16 protein-coding genes, 1 other RNA gene and 1 pseudogene are annotated in these 15195 nt (G+C 43.3%); 15 read left to right on the top strand and 3 right to left on the bottom strand.

Translation table 11 applies throughout. The features are described from left to right. The first annotated feature begins 407 nt into the window (after positions 1–407). From DSBG_RS10040 to ssrA, 10 genes are all read left to right on the top strand, one after another. Positions 408–980 carry a glycerol-3-phosphate responsive antiterminator gene (locus DSBG_RS10040; protein WP_068964108.1) on the top strand — a complete coding sequence of 191 codons (573 nt, stop codon included), beginning with the start codon at positions 408–410 and terminating at the stop codon, positions 978–980. A 48-nt stretch (positions 981–1028) separates the two neighbouring features. Then, entirely contained in the window at positions 1029–2762 is a 1734-nt protein-coding gene (gene pyk, locus DSBG_RS10035; RefSeq protein WP_068964106.1) for a pyruvate kinase, read from the top strand. 217 nt (positions 2763–2979) lie between these two features. Continuing rightward, positions 2980–4167 (top strand): phosphoglycerate kinase, encoded by a 1188-nt coding sequence (locus DSBG_RS10030; RefSeq protein ID WP_068964104.1) that lies wholly within the window; start codon positions 2980–2982, stop codon positions 4165–4167. Between the two features lie 158 nt (positions 4168–4325). Beyond that, complete coding sequence (gene tpiA / locus DSBG_RS10025; RefSeq protein ID WP_068964102.1) at positions 4326–5111, top strand: triose-phosphate isomerase; 786 nt, start codon at positions 4326–4328, stop codon at positions 5109–5111. A 2-nt stretch (positions 5112–5113) separates the two neighbouring features. Continuing rightward, entirely contained in the window at positions 5114–6658 is a 1545-nt protein-coding gene (gene gpmI, locus DSBG_RS10020; protein ID WP_141694288.1) for a 2,3-bisphosphoglycerate-independent phosphoglycerate mutase, read from the top strand. Positions 6659–6777: 119 nt separating this feature from the next. Continuing rightward, on the top strand, positions 6778–8055 hold the full coding sequence (gene eno / locus DSBG_RS10015) for a phosphopyruvate hydratase (protein WP_068964098.1): 1278 nt from the start codon (positions 6778–6780) through the stop codon (positions 8053–8055). 125 nt (positions 8056–8180) lie between these two features. Further along, positions 8181–8405 carry a preprotein translocase subunit SecG gene (secG, locus tag DSBG_RS10010; protein ID WP_068964095.1) on the top strand — a complete coding sequence of 75 codons (225 nt, stop codon included), beginning with the start codon at positions 8181–8183 and terminating at the stop codon, positions 8403–8405. A gap of 133 nt (positions 8406–8538) precedes the next feature. After that, positions 8539–9312 carry an alpha/beta hydrolase gene (locus DSBG_RS10005; protein ID WP_083236809.1) on the top strand — a complete coding sequence of 258 codons (774 nt, stop codon included), beginning with the start codon at positions 8539–8541 and terminating at the stop codon, positions 9310–9312. 240 nt (positions 9313–9552) lie between these two features. Next, positions 9553–10023 (top strand): SsrA-binding protein SmpB, encoded by a 471-nt coding sequence (smpB, locus tag DSBG_RS10000; protein WP_068964093.1) that lies wholly within the window; start codon positions 9553–9555, stop codon positions 10021–10023. 162 nt (positions 10024–10185) lie between these two features. Then, positions 10186–10537: a transfer-messenger RNA gene (gene ssrA / locus DSBG_RS09995) on the top strand. 500 nt (positions 10538–11037) lie between these two features. Here the strand turns inward: ssrA and DSBG_RS24310 are convergent. The 3 genes and pseudogenes from DSBG_RS24310 to DSBG_RS09985 all read right to left on the bottom strand — a co-directional run. Next, positions 11038–12021: pseudogene (locus tag DSBG_RS24310) on the bottom strand (recombinase family protein); the annotation flags it as partial. Beyond that, positions 12018–12440 carry an ImmA/IrrE family metallo-endopeptidase gene (locus DSBG_RS09990; RefSeq protein WP_068964090.1) on the bottom strand — a complete coding sequence of 141 codons (423 nt, stop codon included), beginning with the start codon at positions 12438–12440 and terminating at the stop codon, positions 12018–12020. The gene DSBG_RS09990 and the pseudogene DSBG_RS24310, both read right to left, overlap by 4 nt. Positions 12441–12481: 41 nt before the next feature. Then, complete coding sequence (locus DSBG_RS09985; protein ID WP_068964088.1) at positions 12482–12889, bottom strand: helix-turn-helix domain-containing protein; 408 nt, start codon at positions 12887–12889, stop codon at positions 12482–12484. A gap of 171 nt (positions 12890–13060) precedes the next feature. On the opposite strand from DSBG_RS09985, the gene DSBG_RS09980 reads away from it, so the two are divergent. From DSBG_RS09980 to DSBG_RS23045, 5 genes are all read left to right on the top strand, one after another. Continuing rightward, complete coding sequence (locus DSBG_RS09980; RefSeq protein ID WP_242877525.1) at positions 13061–13279, top strand: helix-turn-helix transcriptional regulator; 219 nt, start codon at positions 13061–13063, stop codon at positions 13277–13279. Positions 13280–13345: 66 nt separating this feature from the next. Then, positions 13346–13498 carry a hypothetical protein gene (locus tag DSBG_RS23050; RefSeq protein ID WP_176716241.1) on the top strand — a complete coding sequence of 51 codons (153 nt, stop codon included), beginning with the start codon at positions 13346–13348 and terminating at the stop codon, positions 13496–13498. Beyond that, the gene (locus DSBG_RS09975) at positions 13485–14057 is read left to right on the top strand and encodes a hypothetical protein (protein ID WP_068964085.1); all 573 of its coding nucleotides are present in this window, start codon (positions 13485–13487) and stop codon (positions 14055–14057) included. The genes DSBG_RS23050 and DSBG_RS09975 overlap by 14 nt, the downstream gene beginning before the upstream one ends. After that, positions 14047–14958 (top strand): hypothetical protein, encoded by a 912-nt coding sequence (locus DSBG_RS09970; protein ID WP_068964083.1) that lies wholly within the window; start codon positions 14047–14049, stop codon positions 14956–14958. The genes DSBG_RS09975 and DSBG_RS09970 overlap by 11 nt, the downstream gene beginning before the upstream one ends. Positions 14959–14970: 12 nt before the next feature. Further along, positions 14971–15132 (top strand): hypothetical protein, encoded by a 162-nt coding sequence (locus DSBG_RS23045; protein WP_176716240.1) that lies wholly within the window; start codon positions 14971–14973, stop codon positions 15130–15132. Positions 15133–15195 lie beyond the last annotated feature (63 nt).

Raw genomic sequence — 15195 nt, 5'->3', positions numbered from 1 at the left:
TGATGGAGGAAGAGATAGTTACTCACTTAGCCGGAGAAAAAGCAAATGAAACGTATATCGGCAAATATGGCATTCCGGCTAAAGTGAGTATTCTTTTATGGATATAAATTATAAGGACTATGATGCGTTGCGTCATCTAATAATTAAGCTTAGAATTTGATAATGGGTTAGGAGTAAAGGAGATAACCTCTGATAAGTAGTTCCAATAGGAAGTACTCTATTAGAGGTTGTATTTTTTGATAGGAAATGGTCTAAGGTGGTCATGTGATCACAAACTATATCCAATTAAATAAGGGGAGATTATTTTAATGAGTATTCGTGTAGCAATTAATGGTTTCTAGCATAATAAGGACAATGAGAAAAACGGATATTTAGGCGTTTTATACGGGGAGAAGGGGGATGGGAAAATGGATTTTTTAAAAACTGTTATGTTGAACAAGAAAATTGGGGCAACGATTCGTAGGGTAGAGGATCTAAATGAAGCAATCCACCATCCCAATATTGGTACGATCTTTCTATTAGGTGCAGACATTAATGTACTACCCTCCATCATAAAAAAGATTCACGCTGATAATAAGGTTTTACTTGTCCACTTGGATATGCTGGAAGGAGCGGGCAAGGATAGAGCGGGGATACACCTCCTGGCGAGAATGGGTTTGCGTGGTCTTGTGACGACCAAACCGAACTTGGTCAAATATGCCAGAGGAGAAGGTATGGTGGTTATTCAGCGCCTGTTTGTCTTAGATTCAGAGTCAGTCAAAACAGGCATTAAGATGGCATCTGCGGTAAAGCCCGATGCAGTTGAAATCTTACCCGCGACCGTTCCTCAGTTTGTAATTCAGGAAATGAAGGATGCTCTGGGCGTGCCGGTTCTCGGTGGCGGTCTATTGAGAACCGAAGAGGACGTAAGGCTTGCTGTTTCCAAGGGGATCGATGCTGTATCTACAAGCTTGCGGCATTTATGGAATATGAACTTCTAAGCAAACTCAAAACTCGGTTTATAGGGATGGATAAGGAAGGATACGGAAATGAGAAGGACAAAAATTATTTGTACGATTGGTCCTGCAAGCGAATCCAGAGAAAGAATCCAACAGCTGTTGACGGCAGGGATGAATGTTGCCCGTTTGAATTTCTCCCACGGAACCCATGAAGAACATGGCGTGCGAATTTCCGACTTAAAAGAAGAAGCTGCGAAGGCGGGGAAATATCTAGGCATCCTGCTCGATACTAAAGGTCCAGAAATCCGTACAGGTATGGTGCCAGAGACGGGAATTATACTTACTAATGCTGCGGAGTTTATTTTAGACACGAAATCTGCTCTGGGCTCCTCCGAAAGAGTAGGAATAACCTATCCGGAATTATGGCAAGACGTTGTTCCCGGGTCACATATTTTAATTGATGACGGACAGCTGGATTTGGAAGTCATCTCGGTACAGCAAGAACAGATTAAGACGCGGGTGTGTAATGGTGGTATCTTAAAATCACAAAAGGGAGTCAATGTCCCTGGGGTTTCGATTAGATTACCTGGCGTGACTGAAAAGGATATTGAAGATATACGTTTCGGTGTTACCCAGGGGATAGATTTTATTGCCGCCTCGTTTACTCGTAAAGCGTCTGATATCTTGGCGGTGCGGAGAATTGTCGAGGAAATGGGAGCAACGGTTCAGATTATTGCTAAAATAGAAAGTCAAGAAGGAATTAACAATCTGGATTCTATTTTAGAAGTTGTCGATGGGTTAATGGTTGCGCGCGGAGACTTGGGAGTTGAAGTCCCGGTTGAAGAAGTCCCAGTTTATCAGAAAGAAATGATTCAAAAATGTAATTTACTCGGGAAGCCGGTTATTGTGGCAACCCAAATGCTTGATTCTATGATCCGGCAACCCCGGCCTACTCGGGCGGAGACCAGTGATGTTGCGAATGCCATCTTAGATGGAGCGGATGCCATTATGCTGTCTGGCGAAACAGCAGCCGGACAATTCCCTATTGAAGCAGTGCGCATGATGGATAAAATCGCTAAACGAACAGAAACAACCCTTTTAGAAACTAAGGCAACACGCCATCCCCATCTTAATGTCGCGGAGTCCATTAGCTATGCTAGCTACAGTATCGCTGGTGACCTCAACGCGACGGCTATTTTAACTCCCACTCAATCCGGTATCACTGCGCGGATGATTTCTAAATATCGTCCTAAAGCTCTTATAGTAGCTGCTACACCTTTTCCGGAGGTTGCGCGAAAGCTCGCGTTACAATGGGGGATTGAACCGCTTGTGGTTCCGGAAAGCCCGGGAACCGACCAGTTATTGTCAGTAGCAGTAACGGCAGCGTTAGATAAAAGATACATTCGAACGGGGGATATTGTCGTAATTACGGCAGGGGTTCCTGTTGGTAAGGTTGGCACGACGAATATGATTAAAGTCCAAGTGGTAGGAGGGATACTAGCTAAGGGGAAGGGTATTGGGAGAAAATCATATATGGGGACCGCCCGGATGGTCCATCAACCTGAGCATGATACGTTTAACAAGGGTGACATTCTTGTTGCTTGCTCCACCGATGCTCGGTATGTTCCGCTCATGGCGCTGGCTGGGGCATTAGTCATTCAAGAATCTGGTTTAACATCTCATGCCGCCATTGCGGCTTTAGAATATGGCATCCCGGCGATTATAGGTTTACCTGAAATTATGACTACAATTTCCGAGGGACAGAGGATAACGGTTGATGCTTTTGCTGGAGTTATTTATGAGGGAACTGTGAGTATTTTGTAATATAGGCTGGAATCAGCCTTGTCCGGCAGGAAACCGCAGGTTAATGGAGAAGTAGTGAATAAAGCGTTCTCAACTAGAGAATTGCTCCGATCAATTGATTGAAAGTTCGGGAGAGTAGGAAGTTTCTTTTTTCGGTATACTAAGGTATATTTATAGAAATAGTAAAACAAACTGATTGCAATCCGAACCCTAGCTCAACGGGAAAGGGGATTTTGGTATGAACAAAAAGAGTGTAAAAGATGTCGAGGTGCAGGGAAAACGCGTTCTTGTTCGAGCGGACTTTAATGTACCTCTGGACGAGCAGCGACAGATAACGGATGATACGCGCATACGAGCCTCTCTGCCTACAATAGAATATCTCGTCCAACAGGGTGCTCGCGTGATTTTGGCATCTCACCTGGGCCGTCCTAAAGGCCAGGTCAATCCGAAGTATTCTTTAGATTCAGTAGCTCAACGTTTGAGCGAGAAGTTGGGACAAAACGTGAGCCTTGTTGGAGACTGTGTCGGGTCAGTGGCGGCAGAAGCCGTTAGCAAGCTGCAAAATGGGCAGGTTCTATTGTTGGAAAATGTCCGTTTCCATGCGGAGGAAGAGAAAAACGACCCAGCGTTTGCCCGTGACATGTCTGCACTCGCCGACCTGTTTGTCAATGATGCTTTCGGAACTGCCCATCGTGCTCATGCGTCAACTGAAGGGGTCACCCACTATATACCAGCCGTGGCGGGTTTACTTATGCAAAAAGAAGTTGAATTTATGGGTAATGCTTTGGAAAGGCCGGAACGTCCCTTTGTGGCCATTATCGGCGGTGCCAAAGTGAGCGATAAGATTGGTGTGATTGAAAACCTCCTGGCAAAGGTCGATGCATTAATTATAGGCGGAGGCATGGCGAATACGTTTCTGAAAGCTCAAGGTTATAATGTGGGAAAATCTCTTCTTGAAGAGGATAAAGTGGATTTGGCAAAACAACTTATCGAAAAAGCCAAAGCAAAAGGCGTGGAATTAGAATTGCCAATCGATATAGTGGTGGCCAAAGCCTTTGCGGCTGATGCCCCACACCGTACGGTAAGTGTGTCAGAGATTCTAGACGATGAAATGGCTTTAGATATAGGTTTGGCGAGTGCCGAGAAGTTTGAGGCCCGCATTTCGACAGCTCGGACGGTGATCTGGAACGGTCCCATGGGCGTTTTTGAAATGGATGCCTTTGCTAAAGGAACAGAGGGGGTTGCTCAGGCAGTTGCCTCCTGTGGGGGGATCACAATTGTTGGTGGCGGGGATTCTGTGGCCGCTGTAGAGAAAATGGGCGTTGCAGACCAAATGACCCATATTTCAACAGGGGGTGGCGCCTCACTTGAATTTCTGGAAGGGAAAGTATTGCCTGGCGTTGCCGCCCTTCAGGACAAAGCGTAATCGAGGCCTGATACCCGTAGTGTAGATTTAAGGTTAAAATTCATTTTGAAGGTAGATTCTAGAGGTGAAGTATAGTTTGGAGGTCAGAGAGGGCTGAATATCAGATTGCGCCTCAAACCTCGTAATGACCTCGTATTATGAAGTGGAGGAATAAAAAAGTGGCAACTCGTCGACCAATCATCGCTGGCAATTGGAAAATGTATAAGACTGTCAGCGAAGCAGAGGACTATGCAGTAAAATTTTTGGAAGAGGTTAAGGATGTTACAGACCTTGATATTATCCTGTGTGCACCCTTTACAGCACTTTATCCCTTGAAAAATGAATTAGAAGAAAGTATTGTGCACTTGGGGGCCCAAAACATGTCCTGGGCAGACCAAGGGGCCTACACTGGCGAGATATCTGCTCAGATGCTGCTGGATGTCGCCTGTACCTATGTCATACTTGGCCACTCTGAACGGCGCGAGCTGTTCGGAGAAACAGATGAAGCGATTGCGAAGAAATTGCAGAAAGCGTTAGCTGTAGGACTTAAACCGATCCTTTGTGTCGGGGAAAATCTGAACATCCGTGAAGAAGGAAAAGCAGCTGAGAAGGTCCAGGGTCAGGTATCTCGTGCTCTTGCTGGCTTACCTCCAGAGGAGCTAAGCCGAATAGTCGTGGCTTATGAGCCGATATGGGCGATTGGCACTGGGAAAACGGCTTCTAGTAAAGATGCCCAAGAAATGTGTGCAGCAATCCGAACCACCTTGACTGGTCTCATGGGGTCTGGCGCCGAAAAAGTTCCCATTCTTTACGGTGGAAGTGTCAAAGCGGAAAACATAGCCGAGCTAATGACCGAGTCGGATGTTGACGGTGCTTTGGTAGGTGGAGCAAGCCTTGATCCTCAAAGTTTTGCTAAACTAATATTTAACGCGGGTTCTCCTGTAGCGCGCGTGGAAGGGATATAATGATGGAGGTTGCCAAACCAGTTCTGCTGATGATTTTGGATGGGTGGGGTCATCGCGAGGTCATCGAAGGAAACGCCATTGCCCAAGCAGATTTGCCAAATTTTCGTCGCTTGGAAGAAACATATCCCCACACTACCCTTCAGGCATCAGGGGAGGCCGTGGGGCTACCAGACGGCCAAATGGGAAATTCTGAAGTTGGCCATCTGAATATGGGGGCAGGCCGGGTCGTCTATCAAGAGTTAACCCGGATCTTTAAAGCGATTAAAGATGGAACTTTACTTAAGAATCCCGTCCTAGTTGAAGCTATGAATCATGCCCGTCTCGATAATAAGGCCTTCCACCTTTTAGGCTTACTCTCTGACGGAGGAGTTCATTCTCATATAGAGCATCTATTTGCCCTTTTAGAGATGGCAAAGGAACAGGGGTTAGAGAAAGTATATGTCCATGCTATTCTCGATGGCCGCGATGTTCTCCCACAGAGTGCCAAACTTTATATCGCTCAACTAGAACAGAAATTTAGTGATCTGGGGATTGGTAAACTTGCTTCGGTAAGTGGCCGTTATTACGTGATGGATCGAGACCATCGCTGGGAACGTTTAGAAAAAGGCTACCGAGCCTTGGCTTTGGGCGAAGGAAAATGCGCCGCTAGTGCTTTAGCTGCGGTAGAGAGTTCCTATGATGTGCGCGTGACGGATGAATTCGTGCTCCCAACGGTGATTGTGGATGAAGAGGGGAAACCAGTAGGCACTATTCAAGAGGGGGACAGCGTACTCTTCTTTAACTTCCGCTCAGATCGGGCGCGGGAAATTGCTCATGCCTTCGTAGACGATGAGGTTACAGAGTTTGAATGCCCAGTTCACCCGCGTGTCCACTTTGTGTGCATGACTTCATATGAGGACACAATCTGCGCACCGATTGCGTTCCCGCAACAGAACTTAAAAAATACGTTGGGAGAGGTTCTCTCACACCATGGATTAAAACAATTACGGATTGCAGAAACTGAAAAATATGCGCATGTGACGTTCTTTTTTAATGGTGGAATTGAAGAATCTGATCCAGGCGAAGAACGAATTCTTATTCCTTCACCCAAAGTTTCGACATATAACCTCCAGCCTGAGATGAGTGCCCCAGAATTAACGCGAACACTTCTAGAACAACTGAGGGAAAATACATATGATGTGATTATTCTTAACTTCGCTAACCCGGATATGGTAGGACATAGTGGTGTGTTTGAGGCAACGGTCAAGGCCGTGGAGGCGGTCGACAAATGCTTGGGCGAGATTTATGATGAGCTACAAAAAGTGGGCGGGACCCTCCTTATAACAGCTGATCATGGGAACGCTGAAGAAAAGGTCGATCCTGAGACGAAGCTTCCTCTGACGGCCCACTCCACAAATTTAGTGCCGTTCATTTTGGTTAATGATACCTTCAAAGGGCAACTGCTGCATGAAGGTGGTGCTTTGTGCGATGTTGCGCCCACCATTCTCGAATTGCTCAATATTCCCGTACCGAAGGAAATGACGGGAAAATCGTTACTTAAATCGTAAATGTAAAGCAGTCCAGACCAGCTTAAACTCTTTGAACTATTTTAAGGGCTAAAGGGCACTTGAGGAAGTAAGGACTCCAAAATTCGGGGTTTTTCTTAAAAATGAAAGGGGATATATAAATGAATTTCATTACAGATGTTTATGCACGTGAGATATTGGATTCTCGAGGAAACCCAACGATAGAAGTAGATGTTGTCCTCACCGATGGGATTATAGGTCGTGCCGCTGTTCCTTCAGGCGCTTCTACGGGGGCTTTTGAAGCAGTTGAACTTAGGGATGGCGATAAAACCCGTTATATGGGCAAAGGCGTACTGAAAGCACTCGAGAATGTTAACTCGTTAATTGCTCCAGAAGTAGAAGGACTGAATCCGTTCGACCAACCGGGATTAGACCGGACCTTAATTGAACTTGATGGAACTGAAAATAAAGGGAAACTGGGCGCGAACGCGATCCTTGGAGTGTCTTTAGCAGCAGCTAAAGCGGCTGCGGAGTCGTTAGGGTTACCACTTTATCAATACTTAGGTGGGGTAAATGCCAAAGAGCTTCCGGTACCGATGATGAATATTTTGAATGGTGGTAGTCATGCCGATAACAATGTGGACATTCAGGAATTTATGGTTATGCCAGTCGGAGCGTCGAGCTTTGCTGAGGCCTTGCGCATGGGGACAGAAGTATACCACAGTCTGAAAGCCGTTTTAAAAGAAAAAACCCTAGCAACAGCAGTCGGGGATGAAGGCGGTTTTGCGCCTAACCTCGAATCTAACGAAGATGCGCTACTTTGCATTGTTGACGCTATTCAAAGGGCAGGATACGTTCCAGGAGAAGATGTGGCTTTAGCCCTTGATGTCGCAGCCTCAGAAATTTACGAAAATGGAATCTATAATTTAGCTGGTGAGGGGCTCAAGAAGACCTCGGACGAGATGATTGATTTCTATGAGGGACTGATCAAACGGTATCCGATAGTTTCTATAGAAGATGGACTGCATGAAGACGATTGGGATGGCTGGCATAAGTTGACCGAGCGCTTAGGAGATCGTGTTCAGCTCGTTGGGGACGATTTATTTGTGACCAACCCGGAGCGCTTGGCTCGTGGAATTAAGGAGAAATGTGCCAACTCGATTCTCATTAAGCTCAACCAAATCGGAACCTTAACTGAAACTTTGGATGCCATCGAGATGGCCAAACGGGCAGGATATACGGCAGTAGTCTCTCATCGTTCAGGAGAGACGGAAGACGTCACTCTCGCCCATGTGGCGGTTGCTGTCAATGCAGGCATGATTAAAACAGGGGCTCCGGCACGGACAGAACGGGTGGCCAAGTACAACGAACTACTCCGAATTGAGGAAGAACTTGGAGAGAGCGCAGTTTATCGCGGTAGGAGAGCGTTGGCTAGGTAGGCAGAGATAGTTCACTTAACCTGAAGTTTCTTGAGTTTTACTGAAGCATGTGCTAAAATAATTCTGTTACTTAGTAAGTAGTTTGATCAAATGGTGACCTAGGGTTGCCTTAGGGAGTGTGTAAATTGGTAATTGCTTTGGTTATACTTTTGGTCCTTAGCTCTATAGGACTCATTGCGACGGTATTGCTTCAGTCTGGAAGGAGTGCTGGGTTGTCAGGCGTGATTGCAGGGGCTGGCGAATCAGTGTTTGGGAAAAAGAAAGGCATAGATGAATTATTCGCGAAACTTACGGCCGTTTTAGCGGGTGTATTTTTGCTGAGTTCTTTGGGTCTAGCTATCCTTAAATAGTAAAACCTGATCAATGCTCTATTCTTCCAGTTATAATGTCAATCAAGAGGGGCACTTCAAATGAGGTGCCCCTTTCGTGCTATTATTCAAGACTTTTCGAAGACAGGCTTTGAAAAGGAAAGCAGGGATGGTTTTGGTTGAACCAACAAAACGCTTAGTTGAGCCCTTTAATTTCCCCGGAAACCATGTTGGGTGCTTACTAATTCATGGGTTTTCAGGATCTCCTTCGGAAATGCGCTTGATCGGTAAACGGTTAGCTACATTTGGGTGGTCAGTCCTAGGGATACGGCTTTCCGGGCATGGTACGACTCCAGAAGAGATGGCCAAAACACGCTGGGAGGACTGGGTTAAAGATGCAGAAGCTGGCGTAAAAGAGCTGAGAAAGTCTTGCCACACCGTGATCGTGGTGGGTCTTTCCATGGGGGGATTGTTAGCACTTCATCTGGCTACTCTAGGTTTGATCGAAGGGACCGTTTCCATGAATGCACCTATGGTGCTGGTTAACCAGCAAACCAGATATGTCCGCCTTCTTCGTCCCTTCAAAGCGTTTGTAAGAAAGCCGAAGAAGCATTACTTAGGATCAGCTTCTCAGCCGGAAAATGAGCGTTTTGTCTATGAGAGGGTTCCCGTGGATGCTTTGATTTCTCTGAACGGTGCAATTCGCAAGGTGCGACGTAACCTAAATAAGATTAAGTGTCCGACATTACTGATGCAAAGCGACAAAGATCTTACAGTCAACCCCATTAGCGTCCAAATTATTAAGAATGAACTGCAGCAGATAAAGCCGGAGGTTCTTAATTGGAGAAAATCTGGACATATTTTAACCCTCGGACCGGAACGGGAAGAGGTTGCTCTAAAAGTTCATGAATTTCTCCAACGGTTTGAATCGATAGGGCTTAAATCATAAGTGTTTAGGGCGAACGAGTCGAATCTTGGCAAGCTAAAGGCATGTCTAAGCATTATATTAATATCGGAACACAATTATTTGATTAACTTTTGGAGAAAGATGCTAAGAAAAAAGTACTAGAAAAAGATCAATGGTTCAATGGTTTGAAATGTGTGCGAGCTGAAAATTCACAAGTTTAGCTTTTGGATATATAAGGAAACCTGTGGTATACTGAGATACTAGGTGAGAGGAGGAATAGCTATGCCTCACGAGGGGATTAAAATTATCTCTGAAAATCGTAAAGCCTTCCACGATTATTTTATTGAAGATAGAGTTGAGGCTGGAATCATCCTTACTGGGACAGAAATAAAATCGATTCGTAACGGGAAAGTGAATTTGAAAGACAGTTATGCCCGTTTGAACGATGGTGAAGTCTGGGTTCATCAGATGCATATAAGCCCTTATGAACAAGGAAATCGCTTTAACCATGATCCGTTGCGACCGCGTAAATTATTACTGCACCGTGCTGAAATTAATAAATTAGTCGGGAAAATTCAGCTACAAGGCTTAACTCTCATACCAATTAAAATTTATCTAAAGAAAGGCTTGGCTAAAGTTGAATTGGCGGTTGGGCAAGGAAAGAAAAATTACGACAAGCGTCAATCTCTTGCCGAACGTGAAGGTAAACGTGATATTGAGCGGGCTTTAAGAGATCGTAATAAAGCATATTAAAATGAATACAAGTCGTAATTTAAATATTTAATAGTTTTGTTGCTTAAAGACTTAAAAAAGATATCGATTTAATTCTTTCCACTAAAATGCAGAGATTCCAAAGATATTTAGCTATTCTTTACACGCAAATGTGTTATACTATGCGTGTTAGAACTTTTACATGGGGGCGTTCTAGACTCGCTCGGGGAAGCGGTGGCAAGAGTTGCGCGTCGAGATTCCACCTGGTCTCGTTAAACGGTGGACCTAATAGTTAACGAAAATAATTACGCCCTAGCTGCTTAAGTGCCGCTAGCATCCTGCCTTCTGTAACCTACGGTGAAGGGCCAGGGTGTCAAATAAGTAGGTTGCTCTAATGTCAATGCTCGGAGACGTTAGCTAAGATTATCGAGCTAGCCTGAACTGAATCCTCTCCTTTAGGAGTCAAGACTGGCGAAACTTAAAATAAAGGATACACGCGTAGACGCTTTTGTGGCAGCTCTTCGATACAGGGGTGCAAATCCCCTCGCCTCCACCATTGAAGCACCTAACACATAATTCTATAATAGTTTGGTCATTGACTGTATTAATGACAACTTTATCAACATATTCCTTAAAGACTTGTTTTCTATCTTCTTCATTTGAGGATAGAAGCTGGTCTTTTTTTGCTTTAAGCACTTTTATAAGGATAGCTTCGTCAATCGTTTGGCTTGATGCTATTACATTCATTTTTGTAAGTTGAGATTCAAGAAGGGTTTTCCTTTCGTTGGCCTCACTTACTTTTTGGGCAAATAACCGTTTATCGGGTGTTCCTTCTCCTATTAGCTCAAGCCAATTATCAATTTTAAGCTCTAGTTTGCGGATCTCATTCTTTATGGGCGCAATTTCGCTGTCGATGTTCTTTTTTCGGTCTGCGTATAACTTTTTAACGTTGTCTTTGATTTCTTCCATACCTTCCTCGCTGAAGCATGTTTTTTCTAGCATTTCAGAAATCATTTTTTCTAGTTTATATTTGTCAACTCCATTATTTCCGCATTTTCCTGAGCATTTGTAATAAGCGTAGTGCCTACCTCTACTGTTGTAGCCTTCTCCGAAATAATTAGCGCCGCATGAACCGCAAGTAATCTTGCCACTAAGTAAATAAGTTTCTTTTGCTGTCATACTTCCACCTGTTCGTTGACGTTCTTTCATTAAGGCATTCACCCTTTCCCATAATTCAGTTGGAATAATGGCTGGTATCACACCAGGGATTATTGTTTGCTCTTCAATAGGCTTTTTAGCATGGCTATTTCTTTTGCCTTCTGCATCTTTTTTGGTTGCGACATCCCAGGCATAATCTCCTTTGTATTTTCGATTATTTGCCCATGTGTCAAAACTAGTTACCTTGAATTTATCGCCTGTATAGGTTCTAAAGCCTTCAGCGTTAATACGTCGGGCTATTTCTGCTAGGGGAATACCAGCAGCTACGCCATTAAAGTACATCTGTACAGCTTTGTAGCGTGTCTCATCGATTTCGTACTTTCTGGTTATTGGGTTGACTTTTAAGCCGTATGGCGTGCGGCCTCCGTTATGTATTCCGGCTTTAGCATTTTCTAATAATCCTTTACGAACTTCGCGGGCAAGGTTTTTGCTATAGTATTCGGCCATGCCCTCCAGGACTGATTCTAAGATTACAGACTCGGGCGAATCGTCAAGCTGCTCTAAAACGCTCTCAAGGCGAACCTTGTTGATTTTAAGTTTCCGTTTGTAGGAAGCTGAATCATATCTATTGCGCGCGAATCTGTCAAATTTGTGGACAACAACTACATTAAATAGTTTTAGCTCGCTGTCGGTAATCATTTGCTGGAATCCTTTTCTGTGATCGTTGGTCGCCGTCTTAGCTTCATCTGTGTATACGTTTGTTAGTATGTATCCCTTTTTCTGGCAGTAATCTTTTATGGCGTTGAGTTGTGCGGACAAAGATTCTTCTCTTTGGTTGTCTGAACTGTATCTCGCATAGGCTGCTGCATTAATGATATTCATATTTTCACCTCTTTGTAAAATCGAATCATTTCGGCAGGAATGCCTTTCCTTTTGAATAGTTGGCTTATAGTTTCATCAGGTAGAATTTTAGAGTTCTTTAAAAGTAGTTGAACTGCAAATTGATTGGCTTGTCTTTCGTACTTGTTAGTGTTTAGAAGTGAACATTCATCTAGGAAAAATCTGTTTAATCCTCGGTGTAATCTATCGTGCGCCAATTCGTGAGCGCATATGAAGCGCTGCCAGTGGGAGTTTAGTCTAGAGTTAATTACTATAAATCTTCGTCTGAGTTTATTATAGTAAATACCACGTGTGTTCTCGCCAAGGTCAGCAAAGCGGATATGTATGTTAAGATGTTCAGCAATAGTGAAGGGACAAATAGTATCATACTTACGTATCAAGGTGTGTATAAGCTTGTCCATACTTAATAAGCACTCCTTCAATAGAAAAACGGCACCAGGGATTATTTCTTGGTGTCGTTCGTGCTGTCCGTTTTCTTTTTTCGTTTGTTCATCTGTTTCGCTTCCCAAAATAGTCCGGTAAGAACGTCTTTGATTCTCTGGCGGTCTTCGTTTTCAATGGGAACACCATCAAACATTAAGTCATCATCTTCTTCGAGCATTTTTTTGAAGTCGCGCTTATCTTTTGCTGTGGCCCAGGATGGGGTTGTTTTAACATTGTCGTGCCCTAGCAAATAATCCGTTGAAATCATAAAGAACTCGGCTAGCCTTCTTAGTGTGTCGTGATCTGGTTCTCTTTTTCCTGCTTCATAGTTGCTGTATGCCTGACGGGTAATTCCTAGCATATCAGCCATTTCTTGATGAGTTAAACCCTTTGAAGTTCTCAGTGTGGAGAGTCTGTCAGGAAACATTTTACAGGTCCTCCTGTTTTTACTTACTTTATTACATTATATAGGCAACTTTATGTTGCGTAAAGACTTGGCAACAAAATGTTGCGAATTATATTTACAACAACAATATGTTGCGGTATAATAAGGTATAGCAACAAATCGTTGCAAGGGAATTGCTAGACGGAGGCGGTGATGATGATTCGATTTTGGTTATCAAATATACGGCTAGATGCAGGAATGACGCACGATGAGGTTGCCAAAAATGTAGGGGTAAAAAGGCAATATTATAGCATGATTGAGAACGGGGAAAGAACGCCTAGTGTAAAAGTGGCTCGGAAAATCGGAGAAGTGTTAAATTTTAACTGGACTCTTTTTTTTGAGGGAATTGGCAACGAAATGAAACGTGCATAATTTTAGGTGTCATACATTATTTAGCTACTTTATGGAAATCGGATTACGCACGAGGAGGGGAAGAGATTGCCACGTAAACCACGGGAGTCAAAGATTACGATAATTGTTAAGGTTGTTCCGCATCCAGACCCGGAAAGAGCACTTAATTTGATTGCTGGTATTTTTCTTAAAGAATATCTCAAAGAAGAGGAGAGGATGAATAAGAATGGCAAACGTTAGTGAAAGAGTTAATCAAGTAATTAAAACTGAAGTCAAGAAATTCACTTTAGATTCTTTTCAAAGATTTTGTTGGAATTCTCCCTTGGTTGGTGATGAAGACTTTAGTTCTATTGTCTCTAAGTTCTTTGACTGTGCATCTGCTGAAGTTCATAAAGACGTAATTATTTTAACTGATGACAAAGGGCATACACGTTGGGCCAGGACCGCTGAGATTAATTATTTCTTGGATTATGCTTCTTCTCAATATTTGAATTTAGATGAAGTTAAATTGGAAGAGAAACCGATGGATTATGCAAGGTTTAATGAGGAATCTGGTTCAATTGTTTGCGAGCTTGAGGGATATATAAGGGCGCAGAATAGGGATTCAGGGGGGGCGAGTGATCTTCATAATGAGCTATTAGCAAACTTTGTTCGTGAGCAAATTCTTCGAGTCAAGCCATATTTTGATTATCTGGAATCAGAAGTTTACTTAAAAGTAAACGTAAACCAAAGTAAACCATTGATTATAGGCGGGCCAATAGTTTACCACGAAAAAGGGAGGTTATGTCATGGCAGATGAAACATGGAGTGCTAAGGTTTCACCTGAAATTAAAGAGGAGTTAGTTCAATTAGTTAAGGAATCAGGACTCTCAAGCAAGGAATTTCTTGAGCAATTACTATCAACCCATAAGGCCGGGCTTCTGCAAGCAAGTGACGTTCATAGGTCAGAGGACATCCAGCAGGTTACTTATCACTTGGATAAAATCAAGTCATCTTTTATTGGGTTAGTAGAAAAGGGTATTGATTTGAAGGCCAAATTTACCGAGTCGCTTGAACAAGAATCCATCCTTCATAAATCCATTACTGATCAACAGCAGCTGGCAGTTAAACAAGCCCAAGAAGAACGAGACAAGGCAATTATTGACAAGTCGGCACTTGAAAAGTCCATGACGGACATTACCGCTGGTAACTCCGAACTTGTAGAAATTAACGCTTCTCAGAGGATTACAATCCAAATGCAGATGGAAAAGTTGAATCAGCTAGAGTCACGAATTGAATCCGTTCTTGAGCTCGAAGCAGAACTTGGCCGGATTAATCAAAGTAATCAGAGTCAGGCTGAAACCATTGAATTATTAGAGCAGCAAAGCAAGGATTATAAACGCCAATTAGAACAAGCCCAGGCATTAAAAGAGGTTCAAGAGAGGGAGACAATACAAGCACTTGAACAAATGGAAAAAGTTCATGCCTTGGAGAAGCAGAGTGCGATATTAGAAGTGCAGAAAAAAATGCTTGAAGAGAACCAGGCAATCAAAGACGAATATTTCTTGAAAATTGAAGTTTTAACAAGTAAAAATCAGGAACTAACAGAGAAGCTCCATCAAGTTGAATTGGGGAAAAAGGACTTAGTAGTCCCAAAGAACAAGGTAAAAACTAAGTCTGGTGTAATACAACCAGATGTTGCGGCCGATGTACGCGATTAGGGAGGATATTTTATGTTAAAAAAATTATGGTCTTTGGTTAATAATGCACAAACTTTAAATGATGTTAATATTGCGGAATTAGAAATTAGAAAAGCTGATATCTCTATCGTTGATTATGATGATTTGATGATGTCGTTATCTTATGTATCACGTGAATTACATCGGCAATCATAATATTCATAACTCCGCCTGATGATGGCCATTTGGGACGTGGCCGAAACCGATGAACCAGGACAA

The sequence above is a fragment of the Desulfosporosinus cupriresistens genome (genome assembly GCF_001707885.1).
Classification (GTDB): Bacteria; Bacillota; Desulfitobacteriia; order Desulfitobacteriales; family Desulfitobacteriaceae; genus Desulfosporosinus.
The sequence above is the reverse complement of the archived record's forward strand: the minus strand, read 5'-3'. Positions and strand labels throughout refer to the sequence as shown.